7 protein-coding genes are annotated in these 17,154 nt (G+C 74.4%); 3 read left to right on the top strand and 4 right to left on the bottom strand.

The window, feature by feature from the left end:
- Window positions 1–2: 2 nt before the first annotated feature.
- Genes ACFV2J_RS09445 through ACFV2J_RS09435 form a run of 3 tightly spaced genes read right to left on the bottom strand, consistent with a single transcriptional unit; the run spans window position 3 to window position 12,305 of the window.
- The gene (locus ACFV2J_RS09445) at window positions 3–350 is read right to left on the bottom strand and encodes an acyl carrier protein (RefSeq protein WP_385085618.1); all 348 of its coding nucleotides are present in this window, start codon (window positions 348–350) and stop codon (window positions 3–5) included.
- The gene (locus ACFV2J_RS09440) at window positions 340–5,103 is read right to left on the bottom strand and encodes a beta-ketoacyl synthase N-terminal-like domain-containing protein (protein WP_385437955.1); all 4,764 of its coding nucleotides are present in this window, start codon (window positions 5,101–5,103) and stop codon (window positions 340–342) included. Before ACFV2J_RS09440 ends, ACFV2J_RS09445 begins: the two co-directional genes overlap by 11 nt.
- Before the next feature lie 5 nt (window positions 5,104–5,108).
- Complete coding sequence (locus ACFV2J_RS09435; protein ID WP_385437953.1) at window positions 5,109–12,305, bottom strand: SDR family NAD(P)-dependent oxidoreductase; 7,197 nt, start codon at window positions 12,303–12,305, stop codon at window positions 5,109–5,111.
- 1,171 nt (window positions 12,306–13,476) lie between these two features.
- Between ACFV2J_RS09435 and ACFV2J_RS09430 the strand changes: the two genes are divergently transcribed.
- Complete coding sequence (locus ACFV2J_RS09430; RefSeq protein ID WP_385083367.1) at window positions 13,477–14,517, top strand: cation diffusion facilitator family transporter; 1,041 nt, start codon at window positions 13,477–13,479, stop codon at window positions 14,515–14,517.
- 18 nt (window positions 14,518–14,535) lie between these two features.
- Here ACFV2J_RS09430 and ACFV2J_RS09425 read toward each other — a convergent pair whose 3' ends face one another.
- Window positions 14,536–15,726 carry a cation diffusion facilitator family transporter gene (locus ACFV2J_RS09425; RefSeq protein ID WP_385083388.1) on the bottom strand — a complete coding sequence of 397 codons (1,191 nt, stop codon included), beginning with the start codon at window positions 15,724–15,726 and terminating at the stop codon, window positions 14,536–14,538.
- A gap of 92 nt (window positions 15,727–15,818) precedes the next feature.
- On the opposite strand from ACFV2J_RS09425, the gene ACFV2J_RS09420 reads away from it, so the two are divergent.
- Both ACFV2J_RS09420 and ACFV2J_RS09415 read left to right on the top strand, forming a co-directional pair.
- Complete coding sequence (locus tag ACFV2J_RS09420; RefSeq protein WP_385083366.1) at window positions 15,819–16,178, top strand: ArsR/SmtB family transcription factor; 360 nt, start codon at window positions 15,819–15,821, stop codon at window positions 16,176–16,178.
- A gap of 94 nt (window positions 16,179–16,272) precedes the next feature.
- On the top strand, window positions 16,273–17,127 hold the full coding sequence (locus ACFV2J_RS09415) for an alpha/beta hydrolase (protein ID WP_385437951.1): 855 nt from the start codon (window positions 16,273–16,275) through the stop codon (window positions 17,125–17,127).
- Window positions 17,128–17,154 lie beyond the last annotated feature (27 nt).

Here is a 17,154-nt window from a genome sequence, read left to right as displayed (position 1 = left end):
GGTCAGCGCACCTCCGCGACGGCGAGCGTGTCCACCACATGGCCGACGAGATCGCCGACGGTCAGTTCGATGATCTCCTCCAGCCCGCGGTCGGCGATGAACGCGGCGAAGTTGACGCGCTCGCCGTAGAACTCGCGCAGCTGGGCGGAGAGCGTGACGAGGTCGATGCTCTCCAGCTCCAGGTCGTCGTGGAAGGACGTCTCCATGGTGATCTCGAAGTCGTCGAGTCCGTACTCCTCCAGTACGACGCGCAGGATGGCCGAGATGTCCGCGAGGACGGTCGCCGTGTCCGGCGCCGGGCTCGGAGCCGACTGCGTGTCCGGGCGGGGGCCTTCGAGTTCAGTGGTCATCTTCGCTCTCCTGGTCGTTGACGGCCGTCCAGGCCACGACGTACTCCGTGCCGGGCCCTGCGGACGGCTGGGGGGCGGTCAGCGCGCAGTGCCGCACGCGGTGGTCCTCGCCCGCGGTGCGGACGGTCAGGCGGGTGTCGTCCGCCGCGGTGACCTCGAACCGCTTGGGCTCGCCGCCCAGTCCGGTGCCGCGCGCCTTCGCGACGGCCTCCTTGGCGGCCCAGAAGCGGGTGAACCAGAGCCGCCTGGCGCCGGCGTCGGCCCCGGACCCGTTCTGGTCCCGGTCCTCGTTCCGGTCCCGGTCCTGGTGGTGGTGTCCGGTGTCGGCCACGGTCCGCCGGACGAGGAATCCGAGCAGTTCGCGCTCGCGGGTGGTGAGGGCGACGGCGAGGGTGGCGTCGGGGCGGTCGGTGACCTCCTCGATGTCGATCCCGCAGGGCCCGTCCGTCCTGGCCATCGCCACGGCGGTGGTTCCCCGGTGGGCGATCGAGACGTGCAGCGCGGGCAGCGTCCGGCCGTAGCCGCCGGTCACGCGGGGGCGGCCGGTCGGCTCGTTGTCCACCCGTATCTCGGCGGGATAGAGCGGACCCGCGCCGCGGTCCCACAGCAGGTGGCGCACCGCGTCCTTGACGGCGATCCTGCCGAGCAGCCACTGCCGCCGGCCGCGCGGCGCGTGTGCCGCGTACTGCTCGCGTTCCTCGCCCGCCAGGATGTTCCGCATGATCAGCTCGCGGGTGGCCAGATCGGGCCACTCCTCGTGGAGCAGGGCCCAGCCGCCGGGCTGCCTCCGGGACAGCGTGTACCGCTCGGGCTCCCGGTCCACCGCGCGGATCCACGGGTTGCTGTCGAAGCGGCGGTCCTGCCAGCCGCTGAACTCGGCCCACACCCTGCCCTGCCGGACGAGCTGCATATCGGCTTCGAGGGCGCTGTCGGTGACGGATGTGATCCGGATCAGGCACTCCAGCCGCTCGCCGGGGGCGGGATGCGGTCCGTGGAAGCGGATCTCCTTCATGCCCACGGGGAACACCGTGGTGCGCACCGGCAGTCTGGACATGATCCAGTAGCCGAGGAGCTGACCCACGTTGTCCAGCAGGGCACCGGGCGCGGCCGGAGTGACGAGCACGCCGCGTACGTGCCGGTCGCCGACCGCGGTCAGTTCGGCCAGGCCCTGGAAGAGCGGACCGTGGAACATCCAGCGGCGTGCGTAGAGCTCCGCGGCGGTGAGTTCGGGTCTCTCCTCCTCGGCCGTCGGGAAGGTCCAGGGCCGGACGGGGGCGAACCGTGTGTGTTCCGGGGCGAGTTCGACGCCGGCCTGGGCGTACGGGCCGAGCGAGGCGGCCACCCGGTCCGGGCCCTCGGGCACGATCCGGACGGGGATGTCGACCGCCGGGACGGCCGTGACCCACTGGTGCAGCCGTACGTCGTGGACGGCGACGGCACGGTGGCCGGGGGCGGCCCGCTCGGCGTACTCCATGAGGTGGGCGATCACGGTGGTGCCGGGGACCACCGGCCATCGGTCGGCCGGGTCGGCGTGCGGGGGCTGTCTGAAGAAGCAGTGGTCGAGGAGGTAGGGCATGGTCTCGACGGAGACGTGCAGGGTCGCTTCGAGCGGCCGGGGTCCGGGAGCCGGTGTGAGGGCAGGGGGGACGGGCACGCCGGTGTCCCGGGCGGCCGGCGGGGACCCGAGGCGTGCCGAGCGGCCCGCCGTCACCACGTCCGAGGCGAGCGTCGTCGCCTCCCGCAGCAGCGCCGACAACTCGGCCCCGAGCAGGCCCTGTTCGTCCAGGACGTCCAGATCCGGGGGCAGCGCGGCCGGGGTGCGGTGCCGGGTCAGGGCGGCGGCCACCCGGTCGCGGGTCGCCGCGTCCAGGGAGACGTTCGCACCGCCGAGGTCCAGCCGGACCGGCCGGCCCGCCCGGCGGCCGGAGCGGGTGGCGGCCGGGGCGGTCTCCGGTGGGCCGCCGAGCAGCGGGGCGAGGTCCGGGGCCGCCCCGTCCGCCCACAACGCGCTCACCACCCGGTGCAGTTGGGGCAGGCCTGTGCGGTGCGGGGAGTGCGCGGGGACCACCAGGTGGTCACGGCCGTGCAGGGTGTCGCCGATGAGGGAGCCGAGCTGTCCGGCGCCGAGCTGGACGAAGGCGCGGAAGCCGGCCGCGTACATGGCGTCCACGAGCGGCCGGAAGCGGACCGGTTCCAGCAGGTGGCGGACGAACAGCTCGCGGATCGCGGCCGGTTCGTCCGGGTACGGGGCGACGGTCGTCGCCGACCACAGCGGCAGTGCGGCCGGGCGCAGGGTGTAGGCCTCGGACGCCTTTCTGATCGGGTCGAGGTAGGGCTCCAGCATCGGGGTGTGGAACCCGGAGCGGAACGGCAGGATCTGCGAGACCACGGCCCGTGAACGGAACACCCCGACGAGCGCGGCGACGGCGGGCTCCGGGCCGCAGATCATCGACTGGTTGGGGGCGTTGTCGTGCGAGAGGACCACGTCCGCACGGCCGGCCAGTTCCGCCCGTACCTGTCCGGCGGGGGCGCCGATCGCGGCGAACGCCAGTCCGGGCACGGTCAGCGCGTCCGGGTCGAAGCCGGCGAGGAAGGCGTCGACCTCGTCGGGCGGATGGATGCCGGCGACGGCCATCGCGGTCCACTCGCCCAGGCTGTGTCCGGCGAGGGCGTCCGGTACCACGCCGAGCCGGCGCAGCGCCGCGTCCAGGAGCCGCCCGAGCTCGAAGACGCCGGTGCCCTGCCGGCCCACGTGCCCCACGGTCGCGTCGGTGACGGCCGTGGACCAGGGAAGCCCGAAGTGGGCGGCGATGTCACCGGAGTTGGGTGCGAACTCGGCCTCCAGGCCGGGGAAGACGAACGCGAGCCCGCCGCCGCCCGGCCCCAGCAGCGGCCGTGGCACGAACCACACGTCGTTGCGGCCCCGCCATCCCTTGCCCTTGGCGACCGCCTTGCGGGCCAGTGCCAGTCGTTTCGCGGTGGGTCCGACCACGGCGAGCCGCACCGGATCGCCGGCGGGCGCGGTGGCCCGTTCGTCGAGCCCCGTGGCGAGCAGCGCGGAGTCGGAGCGGTCGAGGAGCGCGGCCATCGCCGCGGGTGTCGGCGCGGTGAGCCGCAGCACCCGTTCCGGCTCCCGGACCTCGAGCGACGTGACCGTCCTGCGGGCCGCCGCCTGTTCGAGCACGACATGCGCGTTGATGCCGCCGAAGCCGAAGGCGTTCACGGCGGCCCGGCGCACCGGCTGCCGGTCGTCGGTGTGCCAGGGACGGGCGGTGCCGATGGGGGCGAACCGGGTGCGGGCCAGGGCCGGATGAGGTTCGTCGCAGTGCAGGGTGGGCGGCAGCACCCCGTGGTGGACGGCGAGTGCGGCCTTGATCAGTCCGGCGATCCCCGCGGCGGGCATGGTGTGCCCGATCATCGACTTCACCGAGCCGATGACGGCGGACGGACCGTGGGGCGGACCGCCCGGGAGGCCGTCGGGCGCGCGGCCGGGGGCCGCCGCGCCGGACGCCCGCCCGCCGGCCGGTGCCGGGCCGGACCCGTCCCCGGCCGGTCCCGGGGCGAACTTTGCCTCGGCCGGTGCCGTGCCGGTCCCGTCGCCGGCCGAGGCCGTGCCGGGCCGCTCACCCGGTGGTGGTCCGAACACCTCCGCGAGGGTGGCGAGTTCGGTGCCGTCGCCGGCCGGGGTGGCGGTACCGTGCGCCTCCAGCAGCCCGATCGAGCCGGGCGCCGCCGGGTCGAGCCCGGCGGCCTGCCAGGCCTGGCGGACCGCGCGGACCTGGCCGCCCGAGTCGGGCGCCATCAGACTGGTGGTCCGTCCGTCGGAGGCGACACCGGTGCCGGTGATCACCGCGTAGACCCGGTCGCCGTCGCGCTCGGCGTCGGCGAGGCGCTTGAGGACGACCACCCCGGTGCCCTCCCCGATGAGCACCCCGTCCGCGTCCTTGTGGAAGGGCCGGATGCGCTCGCTCGGGGAGAGCGCGCCGAGCTGGCTGAACACGCTCCAGAAGGTGATGTCGTGGCAGTGGTGCACCCCGCCGGCCAGCATCACGTCACAGCGCCCGCTGCCGAGTTCGCGCACCGCGTGGTCCACGGCGATGAGCGAGGAGGCGCAGGCCGCGTCCACGGTGTAGGCGGGGCCGCGCAGGTCGAGCCGGCCCGCCAGCCTGGACGCGGCGAGGTTGGGCACGAGACCGATCGACGACTCCGGCGCCTCCGGGCCGAGCCGGTCGGTGAACGCCTGCCGCACCGACTCCAGTTGGGCCGCGTCGAGATCGGGCAGCAGCTCGCCCAGGGTCCGTACCAGCTGGCTCGCGGTCCGCACCCGCTGGTCGAGCCGGACCAGGCCGGGGGTGAGGTAGCCGCCGCGGCCGAGCACCACGCCGACCCGGTGCCGGTCGGCGGGCAGCCGGTCCGCGCCGCCCGCGTCGGCGAGCGCCTGCGCGGCCACCCGCAGCGCGATGAGCTGGTCCGGTTCGGTGGCGGGCACCGCGGCCGGCATGATCCCGAACTCGGTGACGTCCAGCTCGGCCAGTTCGTCCACGAAGCCGCCGCGCCGGCAGTAGACCCGGTCCGCGCGGGGCTCCGCGCCGGGCGCGTAGTACTCGTCGGCGTCCCAGCGGCCCGGGGGCACGTCGGTGATCGCGTCGACGCCGGAGACCAGGTTGCGCCAGTACGCGGCGAGGTCGGGGGCGCCGGGGAAGAGGACCGCCATGCCGACGATGGCGACGGGTTCGGCGCGTGTCTCCGTCACGCCGGTCACCAGCCCGAGGCGGTGTAGACGACGGCGGTGTCGGCCGCGGGTCCCCACGCCAGCTCGCGCAGCAGACTGCCCGTGCCCTCCTCGGGGTCGATGAGCTGGATGCCCCGCCCCGCGTAGTGCCGCATCAGCTCGGGGGTGACCATCCCGTGGTTGCCGTCGCCGGTCGGCGCCCACGGGCCCCAGTGGACGGTGAGGCCCCGGCGGCCCGGCCCGGACGCAGCCCAGCGGGCGCCGAGGGACTCCAGGGCGTCGTTGGCGGCGGCGTAGTCGCTCTGGCCGCGGTTGCCGAGGGTCGCCGCGATGCTGCCGAACAGCACGGCGAACCGCGGGCCGTCGGGCAGGTCACCGACGGCGTCGAGCAGTTCGCGCGCGCCGTCGACCTTCGTACGGAACACCCGGTCGTAGGAGGCCGGGCTCTTCTCGGCGATCAGCTTGTCCTCGATCACGCCGGCCGCGTACACGACACCGTCGAGTCGGCCGTGCTCGGCGTGGATCTCCTTCACGGCCCGGCGCACGGCGTCGCCGTCCAGCGCGTCGACGGCGCGGTAGCGCACCTCGGAGCCGAGCGCGGTGAGCCTGCGCAGGGTGGCGCGGACCTCGCGTTCCGCCTGGATCCGGCCGATCGTCCGTTCGATCTCGGCGGGGACACGCAGACCGCCCGCGATGAGCGCGGAGCGCAGTTCGCCCGCGCTGTGCGCGGCGGCGACGGCGGGGTCCTCCTCGCCCTCGGTCAGGGCGGTGCGGCCGAACAGTTCGATCCGGCAGCGGCTCGCGGCGGCCAGGGTCGCGGCGAACCGGGCGGTGATGCCCCGGGCGCCGCCCACCAGCAGGACGACCGACGTGGAGTCGAGGCCGAGCGCGGTGGCCTCGGCCGCGCCGTCCCCGGCGGGGCCCGCGCCCGTGCTCCCGAGCAGGCCGAGGCCCTCCTCGGTCATGCGCAGCCCGCGCCGCGCCCCGGGCGAGCGCAGCACGACCGGTTCGCGGTCGGGGGCGGTGAGTTCGGCGACGAGATCGGCGGCGAGGTCCTCGGGTGCGGTGCCGGGGGAGTGCTCGACCACCCGGGCCACGGTGTCGGGGTACTCGCGCGCGACGGAGCGGAAGAAGCCGCGCAGTCCCGCCGCGGCCCCCGCCGCCAGGACCCAGCGCGGGCCGCCGGCCAGCACCTGCCGGTACGCGGGATAGACGTCCGGCAGGACGGGGGGCGAGTCCGGTGCGACGAGGTGGACGAGACCGTCGAACTCGGCCCCGGCGGGCGGCTCTTCGGCGGTCACCGCGTGGGCGCCGAGTGCGGTCAGCCGTACGGTCAGCGCCTCGGCGACCGGTCCGTGGCCGAGCAGCAGGAATCTTCGGCCCGCCAACTGGTCCGCGGCGGTGCTCGGTCGCGCGGGTTCGAGGTCGAACTCCCGCATCACGAGCCGCCCGGGCGCCACGACGACGGGTTCGGCGGTGGCGACCCCGTCCTCCATGGGCCCGGCCCCGGCGTCCGCCGCGGGACCGGGGCCGGCCACCTCGCCCCGGACGCCCGCCACCAGTGCGGCGATGCTCGCGGCGGTACGGGCTTTCGTCAGTTCCTCGATGCCGGTGTCGGTGTCGCCGGTGGTGGTGAGTCCGAGGCGGGTGGCGAGTTCTCCGGCTATCTCGGCTCTCTTGATGGAGTCGACGCTGAGGTCGGCTTCGAGGTCGAGGTCGGGTTCGATCATGTCGACGGGGTAGCCGGTCCGCTCGCCGATCACTTCGAGCACGAGGGCGAGGACGGTCTCGGCGGTCGGGGCGGTGCCCGCCACGGCGTCCGCGGGAGTCCGGCCCGGCAGGGCCGCCCGGTCGGTTCGCGTCCCGGTCACCCGTTCCACCAGTGCGGCGATGCTCGCGGCGGTACGGGCTTTCGTCAGTTCCTCGATGCCGGTGTCGGTGTCACCGGTGGTGGTGAGTCCGAGGCGGGTGGCGAGTTCTCCCGCTATCTCGGCTCTCTTGATGGAGTCGACGCTGAGGTCGGCTTCGAGGTCGAGGTCGGGTTCGATCATGTCGACCGGGTAGCCGGTCCGTTCACCGATGACCTCCAGCACGACGGACAGCACCGAGCCGTTCGCCGCCCCGGTCCGCGCGGGCACGGGGGTCGCCGGCAGCACCGTCACGGAGACAGGGGCGTCGGCGTACGTGACCGGGGCGGGGGCGCCGGCGGTGGCGTAGGTGACCGGGGCGGGAACGGCGGGTCGTACCCCCGGGTCGGCGCCCAGATACCCCAGCATCACGTCCCGTTGCGCCGCGATCATCTCCCGGCTGGTGCGCAGGAACTCGCTGATCAGGGCCTCGGAGCCGGTCACGGCCGCCGGTCCGTGCGAGGTGCCGCTGCTGGTCATGAGGGCCTCCGGGACACGCTCGGCGGGATGGAGTGCGGCGGCGGGGATCACACCGTCCGCGGTACGGAGCAGATGGCCGTCGACGGTCCAGGAGGCGCGCCTGTGACGCGTGGCGCGGGCGGCGTCGCGCGCGTCCCGGTCCTGGAAGAGCCACCCGGTCCTGACGTCCACCCCGGCGACGGAAAGCCGGGCGAGCGCGGCGAGGAACCCGGTGAGTCCGGTGCGGCGGCCGTCCTCCAGGGCCACCGTGCGGTGCGGCCGGTCGCCGAGCACCGCGCCCACCAGCCGGGTCAGCACCGAACCGGGGCCGGCCTCGACGAAGACCCGGGCCCCGGCCTCGTACATCGCCTCGATCTGGTCGGCGAACCGGACCGGCGCGCCGATCTGGGCGGCCAGCTCGGCCCGGACCGCCCCGGGTGTCCGCGGGTAGCGGTCGGCCGTACGGTTCGACCAGACCGGGAAGTCGGGTGCCTCCAGGGGGACTTCGGTGAGCGCCTCGGCGAACCGTTCCCCGGCGGCCGCGACCAGCGGGCTGTGGAACGCGCAGGCCACCGGGATGCGCTGGGCGCTCAGTCCCTGGGCACGCAGCCGCTCCACGGCGCGGAGCACGTCCTCGGTGGGGCCCGAGATCACCGTCTGGCGCGGGGAGTTGCGGTTCGCCGTCACCACCGTTCCGGCGAGGCCGGCCTCGGTCAGGGCCGTCGCGACCTCCGGTTCGGGTGCGGTCACGGCGGCCATGGTGCCGGGATCGCCGCCGCCGGTCGCGCCCAGGATGGCGGCGGCCCGCTCGTGGCTGGCCCGCACCAGGGACGCGGGCGACAGGACACCGGCCGCCGCGAGCGCCGCGAGCTCTCCGTAACTGTGCCCCGCGGCCATCGCCGGCCGTATCCCGGCCCTGCTCAGGAGCTGGAAGGCGGCGAGTGAGGTCAGGCCGAGCGCGGGCTGCGCGAGCGTGGTGTCGGTGATCCGCTCCCGCTGCTCCTTGCGGCTCGCCTCGTCGAACGGGGTGGGCGGGAAGAGCACGCGGGCCGTCGCCTGGTCGAGCCGCAGATGACGCTGGAGCTCGGGAAAGGCCACGAACAGCTCCGCGAACATTCCGGGGCGCTGGCTGCCCTGCCCGGGGAAGAGCATCGCGACGCCCGCGTCGTCCGCTGGGACGACGGACCGGCCACCGTCCGGGGCGGAGACGTGCAGGCCGTCCCCCGGGCCGGCGGCTGGCGGCCCGGCCTCCGGGGAGGCGGTGAACAAGCCGTCCTCCGGGCTGTGTTCGCCCGCCGCCGCCCGTCCGAGCAGGTCTCTCAGCTCGTCGGTGGAGGTGGCGATCAACGCGATGTGCACGGGGAGACCGCGGGGCGCGGCGGCCTCGGCCCGCCGGGACGCGGCGAGGGCGAAGTCCCGTAGCCGCCAGGGCTCGTACGGGCCGGGGTCCGCCTCGACCAGGGCGAGCAGCTCGGCCGCGGCGCGCGCGGCGGCCGCCCGGTCCGCGCCACGGAAGGTGAACACTTCGGCGGGCCACTGCTGGGCGGCGGTGACCGGCGGTGGCCCGTCCTCGTGGGCCCGCAGCACGACGTGGAAGTTGGTGCCGCCGAAGCCGAAGGCGCTGACACCGGCGACGCGTTCCGCGGGCGCGGCGGCCCAGGGCCGGGCCTCGGTGTGGAAGGCGAACGGGCTGCTGCCCGCGTCCCAGGCCGGGTTCGGCTCGGTGAGGTGCAGGGTCGGCGGTCGTACACCGGTGTGCAGGGCCAGCGAGGTCTTGATGAGGCCGGCCAGCCCGGCGGCGCACTTCGTGTGACCGATCTGCGACTTCACCGACCCCAGAGCGCAGCTGCCCGGCTCGGCGCCGGCCTCCTCGAACACCCGCGTGAGGGCGCCGAGTTCGGTGCGGTCACCGACGACGGTCCCGGTGCCGTGCGCCTCGACGAGCCCGACCTCGGCGGGCGAGACACCCGCGTTGCGGTACGCCCGGGTCAGCGCGTTGTACTGGCCCTCGGGACGGGGAGCGGTCAGCCCCAGCGCCCGGCCGTCACTCGCGCTGCCGACGCCCTTGATGACCGCGTACACCCGGTCCCCGTCGCGCTCGGCGTCGGCGAGCCGCTTGAGGACGACGCAGCCGACGCCCTCGCCGAGCGCGATGCCGTCGGCGGCGCTGTCGAAGGGGGCCGAGCGGCCGGAGGGGGACAGGGCGTGGGCCGAGGCGAAGAGCAGGTAGTCGTTGATGCCGTTGTGCAGGTCCGCGCCCCCGCACAGCACCAGGTCACTCGTGCCGCCGGTCAGTTCCTTGCACGCCACGTCGACCGCGGTGAGCGAGGAGGCGCAGGCGGCGTCCACGGTGTAGTTGGCGCCGCCGAGGTCGAGACGGTTGGCGATCCGGCCCGCGATGACGTTGGCCAGGATGCCGGGGAAGGAGTCCTCGGTCAGGCGCGGCAACTGCGCGTCCAGCGCGGGCGGCACGGTACCGAGGTAGGAGGGCAGCACGGACCGCAGGGTCATGGCGTTGGACAGGTCGCTGCCCGCCTCCGCGCCGAACACGACCGAGGCGCGGGCCCGTTCGAAGGGTCTGGTGGCGTAGCCGGCGTCCTCCAGGGCCCGGCGCGCGGCCTCCAGGGCCAGCAGCTGCACGGGTTCGACGGAGGGCAGGGAGGCCGGCGGAATTCCGTACCGCAGTGGCTCGAAGGGTATTTCGGGAAGGAAGCCGCCCCACCGGGACGGGGTTCTCTCACCCGTCCCGGAGCCGTCCGCGGAGTGGTAGAGACCGGCGTCCCAGCGGGTCGCGGGCACCTCGGTGACGGCGTCCTCGCCCGCCAGCACGTTGGCCCAGAAGGTGGCGAGGTCGGGGGCGCCGGGGAACATGCAGGCCATGCCGACGACGGCGATGTCCAGTGGCTCGGGGGACGGGACGGCGGCCGGTTCCGCGAGGCCGAGGGCTGCCAGCCGGCCGGCGAGGAAGGCGGCTGCCCCGGTGGTGACCGAGGCGTGCAGGGCGGCGACGGTGGTGACGGCCGAGCGCAGCACGGCCACCTCACCGGCCATGAACATGCCCTCGGCGAGCTGTCTCTCCTCACTCACCTCGCGCAGTTCGCCCCCGGCCCGCTCGATCCCCTTGCTGGCCAGCCGCAGCCGGCCCACGTTGAGCCGCTCCAACCGCTCCCAGGCCTCGCGGCCGGGCACGTCGCGGGCGGCCAGTTCCTCCTTGACGGCGGCGAACTCGTCGGTGAACGGGCTGCGAACGCAGCGGGTGGCGTGCCCCGGGGCGGTCTCCAGCAGGTCCGTGCGCTCGGCGGCGATCACCTGACGCTGGAACAGCGGCAGCACGGCGCCCGCGCTGACCGCCTCCTCGGTGAACAGGTACGCCGTGCCCATCAGCACGCCGACGGCGGCACCCCGGGAACTCAGCGGCGCGGCGAGGGCGGTGACCATCGCGGCGGACCGCTCGTCGTGCACCCCGCCCGCGAACAGCAGGTGCAGTTCGGCCGCCGTGCCGTTCCTCGCGCCCGCCAGGAAGTCGTCCAGCACGCCGAGTTGTGCCTCCCACAGCGGGAAGCTGTTGCGCGGTCCGACGTGTCCGCCGCACTCGGCGCCCTCGAAGACGAACTTGCGCGCGCCCGCCTCCAGGAACTGCTTCAGCAGGCCCGGGGACGGCACGTGCAGGAAGGTGGAGATGCCCGCCTCCTCCAGTGCGGCGGCCTGCGCGGGACGGCCGCCCGCGATGATCGCGTGGGAGGGGCGGATCTCTCGTACGACGGCGAGCTGGGCGGACTTGATCTCCTCGTCCGCGAAGCCCAGGACGCCGACGCCCCAGGGCGCGTCGCCGAGCGTGTCCCTGGTGCGCTCCAAAAGGGCGCGGGTCTGCTCGGCGCCGGAGAGCGCGAGCGCGACGAAGGGGAGCGCGCCGTGTCCGCCCACCGCGGCGGCGAACGCGGCCTGATCGCTGACCCGGGTCATCGGCCCCTGGGCGACCGGCAGTTCGGTCCCGAGCGCGCGGCTGCCCGCACTGCCGGCGCCGAGCGCGGGGCCGGCCTCCTTCAGGGCGTCGAGGGCGGCGTCCCGTACGGCTCGCACGGCCGCCCGGACGGTGCCCCAGCGTTCCTGGAAGCGGGCCGCGAGGAAACCGTCCTGACCGATCTCGGGCGCCGGGGCGCCGTCCGGGGCTCCCCGGCGGCGTACGACGCGGCGGCCCGCCTCCAGGGTGGTCTCGGAGCCGTCGAGTCCGGCGAGCAGGGCGCGGGTCCCGGCGGGCAGCCCCGCCTCGGCCTCGCTGAGCAGGGCGAGCTGGGTGTCCAGGACGACCCCGGCGCCGCCGCCCGCCACGACGGCCGCCGCGGTGTACGGTCCGGCGCCGCCGCAGGCCCAGACCGGGAGGGCGAACGTCTCGTCGGCGAGCAGTTGCTGCACCAGGACGAAGGTGCTGAGCTCGCCGACCGCTCCGCCTGCCTCGTGGCCCCGGGCGATCAGTCCGTCAGCGCCGGCCGCGGCGGCCCGTAACGCCTGCTCGTGGCCGGTGACCTCGACGAGCACGCGACGGTCCGGAAAGTCCGCGGGGGTGCAGGTGGCGTCGTCGGTCAGCAGGACGGTGTGCACACCGTCGGGTAGTTCCCGCGCGGGAAAGGCGTCGTCGTCCCGGAGCCGTACGCCGAAACCGGCGGGCGACCATTCGCCGGCGAGCGCGAGCTCCTCGGCGGCCCGGCGCCCGCCCGCGGTGAGGTCCAGCACGCCCAGACCACCGGCCCGCACGGCGGCGGCGGTCACCCGTGCCGACGGGACGGCGAACGGGTTCACGGCGATGACGATGTCGTCGACAGCAAGCAGGCCGGAAGTATCGATATTCGACACAGGCACGCGAACGCTCCAATATCACACGGGAGTGAGGAATGGTGGGGGAGAGCGGAGAGCGCTTGCGCTTCACAACAAGCCGCGGCCGATGCGAAGCACGCTCATGCTTATTGCGCATCCGGGTGAAAGTCAAACTCTCAAGGAGGCAGGAGTTACCATACGTAACACTGCTGACATGGCGGCTTCGGATTCCCGTGTCGACGGGCAACAGGTGCTTTGTTCCTGGGCAGTTGAGCGGCTGGTCGACCACTGTTCGGGTGCTGGTCGCCCACTGGGGCGGCCTGCGGAAATGACTCCTGACGAAAAGTCAAAAAGGGGCGCGGGAGGGCGCGCGGGGAAACGTATTGTTTCCCTCGATGTAAATTGAATCCTTCAACAGTTCTGTCTCGCATAATCGGAATTCGCGCGGGGCAAAAGGGTGGGATTCATCACTTGGGTGTGAATAGCCGCGATTCGTACTCGCCAGTAGGTTGGCCAGTTCGGCACCGTCCGCGACCCTGTGGATCATGCTCTTTCGGCAGCACGGAGCGGGCAGGCGGGCGGCCTGCCCGCGCCTGTACCCAGGGCGGCTTCCGGTTCGTTCCGCCGGGTTCCGGGCCGGTGCGGGGTCCCCGGACCCCTCGAAGAACGGCGCGAACTCGTTGCCGTGGACCGTGCGGGGGATGAGGTTTCCGGTCATCGAGGGGAGCGGCGGACGCCGGCACGGGGCTGTCCACCTGCCGTCCGGGGCCGTCCGGGGTCGGCCGGGGTGCACGGCACGGTGGAGCGCCGGCGTCGCCGCGGCTCGTCGACGGCCGTGTACGACGTCCAGGGCGGCACGGCGGCAGGGCGGTGAGCGGCACGGCGGTGGGGGGGGTGAGCGGCACGGCGGCGGGCGGCACGGCGGTGGGCGGCGTTCCGTCTCGCTCTCCGCCCGCCGGGTGCGGACCGGGCCGAGCACCATGAACGGCACCGGCTCCAGAGCCGACAGGACCCCCCGCCCGCCCGGGCCCGCGGACAGCAGCAGACGGCCGGCGGACAGCGGTCGGCGGACGCTCTGGGCCGACGAATGCGTCGCCGCAGGTCAAGGGCGCCCTACCGAAGATGACAACGGTGACCGGTGCAGCCTTTGCCGAATGCCCGGCCGTGCGTTTCACTTCGATCGAGGCACTCGACGCACAGGGGGAACACGGACAGCATGAGCGATCACGGTCATGACCACGGATCCGGGCGCGCGCAGCGGCACGAGCACGGCTCGGGGAGTCATGGCGGGCACTCGCACGGTGTGTCGGCGGGCGCCGACCACCGCTGGCTGGCGATCGCGCTCACCCTCATCACCGCGTTCATGGCGGTCGAGGTCGTCGTCGGTGTCATCGCCGGTTCCCTGGCCCTCATCTCCGACGCCGCTCACATGCTCACCGACGCCGCGTCCATCGTGCTCTCCCTGATCGCCATGCGGCTCGCCGCCCGGCCGGCCCGCGGCGGTTTCACGTACGGACTCAAGCGCGCGGAGATCCTGTCGGCGCAGGCGAACGGCCTGACGCTGCTGCTCCTCGGGGCCTGGCTCGCGTACGAGTCCGTACGCCGCCTCATCGCCCCGCCCGCGGTCGAGGGCGGCCTGATGCTCGTCACGGCCCTCGTCGGCATCGCCGTGAACGTGGCCGCCACCTGGTGCATCTCCCACGCCAACCGCTCCTCGCTCAACGTCGAGGGCGCCTACCAGCACATCCTCAACGACCTGTTCGCCTTCGTCGGCACCGCGGTCGCCGCGCTGGTGATCGTCCTGACCGGCTTCAGCCGCGCCGACCCGATCGCCACGCTGATGGTGGTGGGCCTGATGGCGAAGGCCGGGTACGGGCTCCTGCGTGATTCCGGCCGCATCTTCCTGGAGGCCGCGCCCGCGGACGTCGACCCGGACGCGCTCGGCGACCGGCTCGTCGCCCTGCCTGCCGTGGTCGAGGTGCACGACCTGCACGTCTGGCAGATCACCTCGGGCCAGGCGGCCCTGTCCGCGCACGTCCTGGCCCAGCCCGCCGGCGACTGCCACGCGGTCCGCCGGGACCTGGAGGAACTCCTGCGCCACGACTACGGCATCACGCACACCACGCTCCAGGTCGACCACGCCTCGGAGCAGGTGCTCCAGGTGGCGCTCCCCGGCGACCGCAAGCTCCTCGACGACCCGGGGCACTGCGAGGACGCCCACGGACCGGTCCACCGGGACGAACCGCACGACCACTGAGCGGGCACCGCGGCCGGGTCAGGCCGAGGCGCGGCCGGCCCGCGTCCGCTCCCGTGGACGACGGGCCGGGGTGTGGGGCGCAGGGGTGCGGAGCACCGGTGCGTGATGGGCCAGCGCCAGGTGCGGATCGGCCTCGCCGGGGGCGATCGCCGGATCGGCGTGCACCAGGGCGGCGCCGAGCCTGGGCACCGTGTGCAGCAGCGCGTGCTCGCACGCGACCGCGACCGCGTGCGCCGCGCGTACGGACAACTCCCCGTCGACGACGACGGCGACCTCGGCGCGCAGCCGGTGACCGATCCAGCGCAACCGCAGCTCGCTCACCTCGCGCACGCCGTCGACCCCCAGCAGCGCCGTCTCCGCGGAGTCGACGAGGGCCGGGTCCACGGCGTCCATGACGCGCCGGAAGACCTCGCGGGCGGCGTCCCGCAGCACGAGCAGGATGGCCGCCGTGATCAGCAGTCCGACGATCGGGTCCGCCGACCGCAGGCCCAGCGCCGCGCCGCCCGCACCGAGCAGGACGGCGAGCGAGGCGAACCCGTCCGTACGGGCGTGCAGACCGTCGGCGACCAGGGCGGCGGAGCCGATCTCCCGGCCGACACGGATGCGGTGGCGGGCCACCCACTCGTTGCCGATGAACCCGGCGACGGCCGCGCCGGCCACCGCCGGGACGTGCTGGACGTCCCGCGGGTCGAGCAGCCGGTCGACGGCGGCCCAGGCGGCGAAGGCCGCGGACGCGGTGATCGTCAGCAGGACGGCGATGCCGGCCAGGTCCTCGGCGCGCCCGTAGCCGTAGGTGAAGCGGCGGTTGGCGGCGCGGCGGCCCAGGACGAAGGCGATGCCGAGGGGGACGGCGGTGAGCGCGTCCGCGGCGTTGTGGACGGTGTCGCCCAGCAGCGCGACCGACCCGGAGACCACCACGATCACCGCCTGGACGAGCGCCGTCGCGCCGAGCACGGCCAGCGAGACCCACAGGGCCCGCATGCCCCGGGCGGAGGACTCCAGCGCCGCGTCCACCTTGTCGGCGGCCTCGTGCGAGTGCGGCGTCAGCAGATGCCGCAGCCGGTGCCCGAGCCGCTGCCGTCGGCGGCCGGCGATTCCTGGAGCGCCGGGAGTGTGCCCGTGCCCGTGCTCGCCCCCGTGGCCATGCCCTTCCCCGTCCTCGTGGCTGTGCGGGTGGGCGTGACCGGGTGCGTGGTGGTGGTGGCTCACGAGGGTCCCCTTTCCGGGCCGTCCGGTACGCGGGCGGGAAGGCGGCGCGGCGTCGGTGGACACGACGGTGTCCACCGCTCCATTATGTGCATATGAGCGCACGCATGCATCTGTCACCTGCCACCGATGCGCACCCGCGCACACCCGGCGAGGAGCAGTTCGCCCTCGCCGCCGAACTGCTCGCCCTGCTCGGTGACCGCACCCGTCTGGCGCTGCTGCACGCCCTGACCGAGGGCGAGGCCGACGTCACCACCCTCACCGAGAGCTGCGGTGCCGCCCGCCCTGCCGTCAGCCAGCACCTGGCCCGGCTCCGTCTCGCGGGACTCGTGACCACGCGCAAGGAGGGCCGCCGGGTCGTCTACGCGCTGCGCGACGGCCACCTGCGCCGGGTGGTGGACGAGGCCCTCAACCTGGCCGACCACAGGATCAGCGACCGTCCCGTACATGACTGAGGCGTCCGAGGCGTGGGAGAAGGCGGACCGTGGCCTCCGCCGGACCGGGTAGGTTGCGGCACCTGACGACTGCGCGAAGGAGAGGTCCGAGGCCATGGGCACCGAGGTGACGGAGCGCGACCTGGAACTGGCCGACGGACGCAGACTCCACGTCTACGACACCGGCGCGGACGCGTCCGCTCGCCTCACCGTCGTCTGGCACCACGGCACGCCCAACATCGGCGCGCCGCCCGAGCCCCTCTTCGCCGCCTCGGAGCGGCTGGGCGTCCGCTGGGTGTCGTACGACCGTCCCGGCTACGGCGGATCGACCCCGCTGCCGGGCCGGGACGTGGCATCGGCCGCCGCCGACGTCACCCGGGTCGCGGACGCGCTGGGCGTCGGCCGCTTCGCGCTCATGGGCCACTCGGGCGGTGGAACGCACGCCCTGGCGTGTGCGGCCCTGCTGCCGGAACGGGTGCTCGGCACGGTGAGCGTGGCGGGGCCGGCCCCCTTCGGCGCCGAGGGGCTCGACTGGTTCGCGGGCATGAACGACTCCGGCCGGGCCTCGCTGACCGCGGCCGCCGCGGGCCGCGAGGAGAAGGCGCGCCACGAGGCGCGCGCGACGTACGACCCGGGCATGTTCACCGCCGCCGACCACGCCGCCCTCGCCGGCGAGTGGTCCTGGTTCCACGATGTCGTCGGCCCCGCCGTAGAAGCGGGCCCGGGCGGCCTGATCGACGACGACCTGGCCTATGTCGGCGCGTGGGGATGCGATCCACGGACGATCACGGGCCCGGTACTCCTGCTGCACGGCGGACAGGACAGGGTCGTCCCCTCCTCCCACGGCCGGTGGCTCGCGAGCCGGTGCCCCCGCTCGGAACTCGGCCTCCACCCGGCCGACGGCCACATCTCCGTCCTGCGCCATGCCGCCGCCGCGCTGGAGCGGCTGGCGCGGAACGAACTCGGCTGACCCGAGGACGTCGGCGCGACGAAACGT

The organism is Streptomyces sp. NPDC059668 (assembly GCF_042734135.1).
GTDB lineage: Bacteria > Actinomycetota > Actinomycetes > Streptomycetales > Streptomycetaceae > Streptomyces.
Note: the sequence above shows the minus strand (reverse complement) of the source record. Positions and strands in the feature narration are given on the sequence as shown.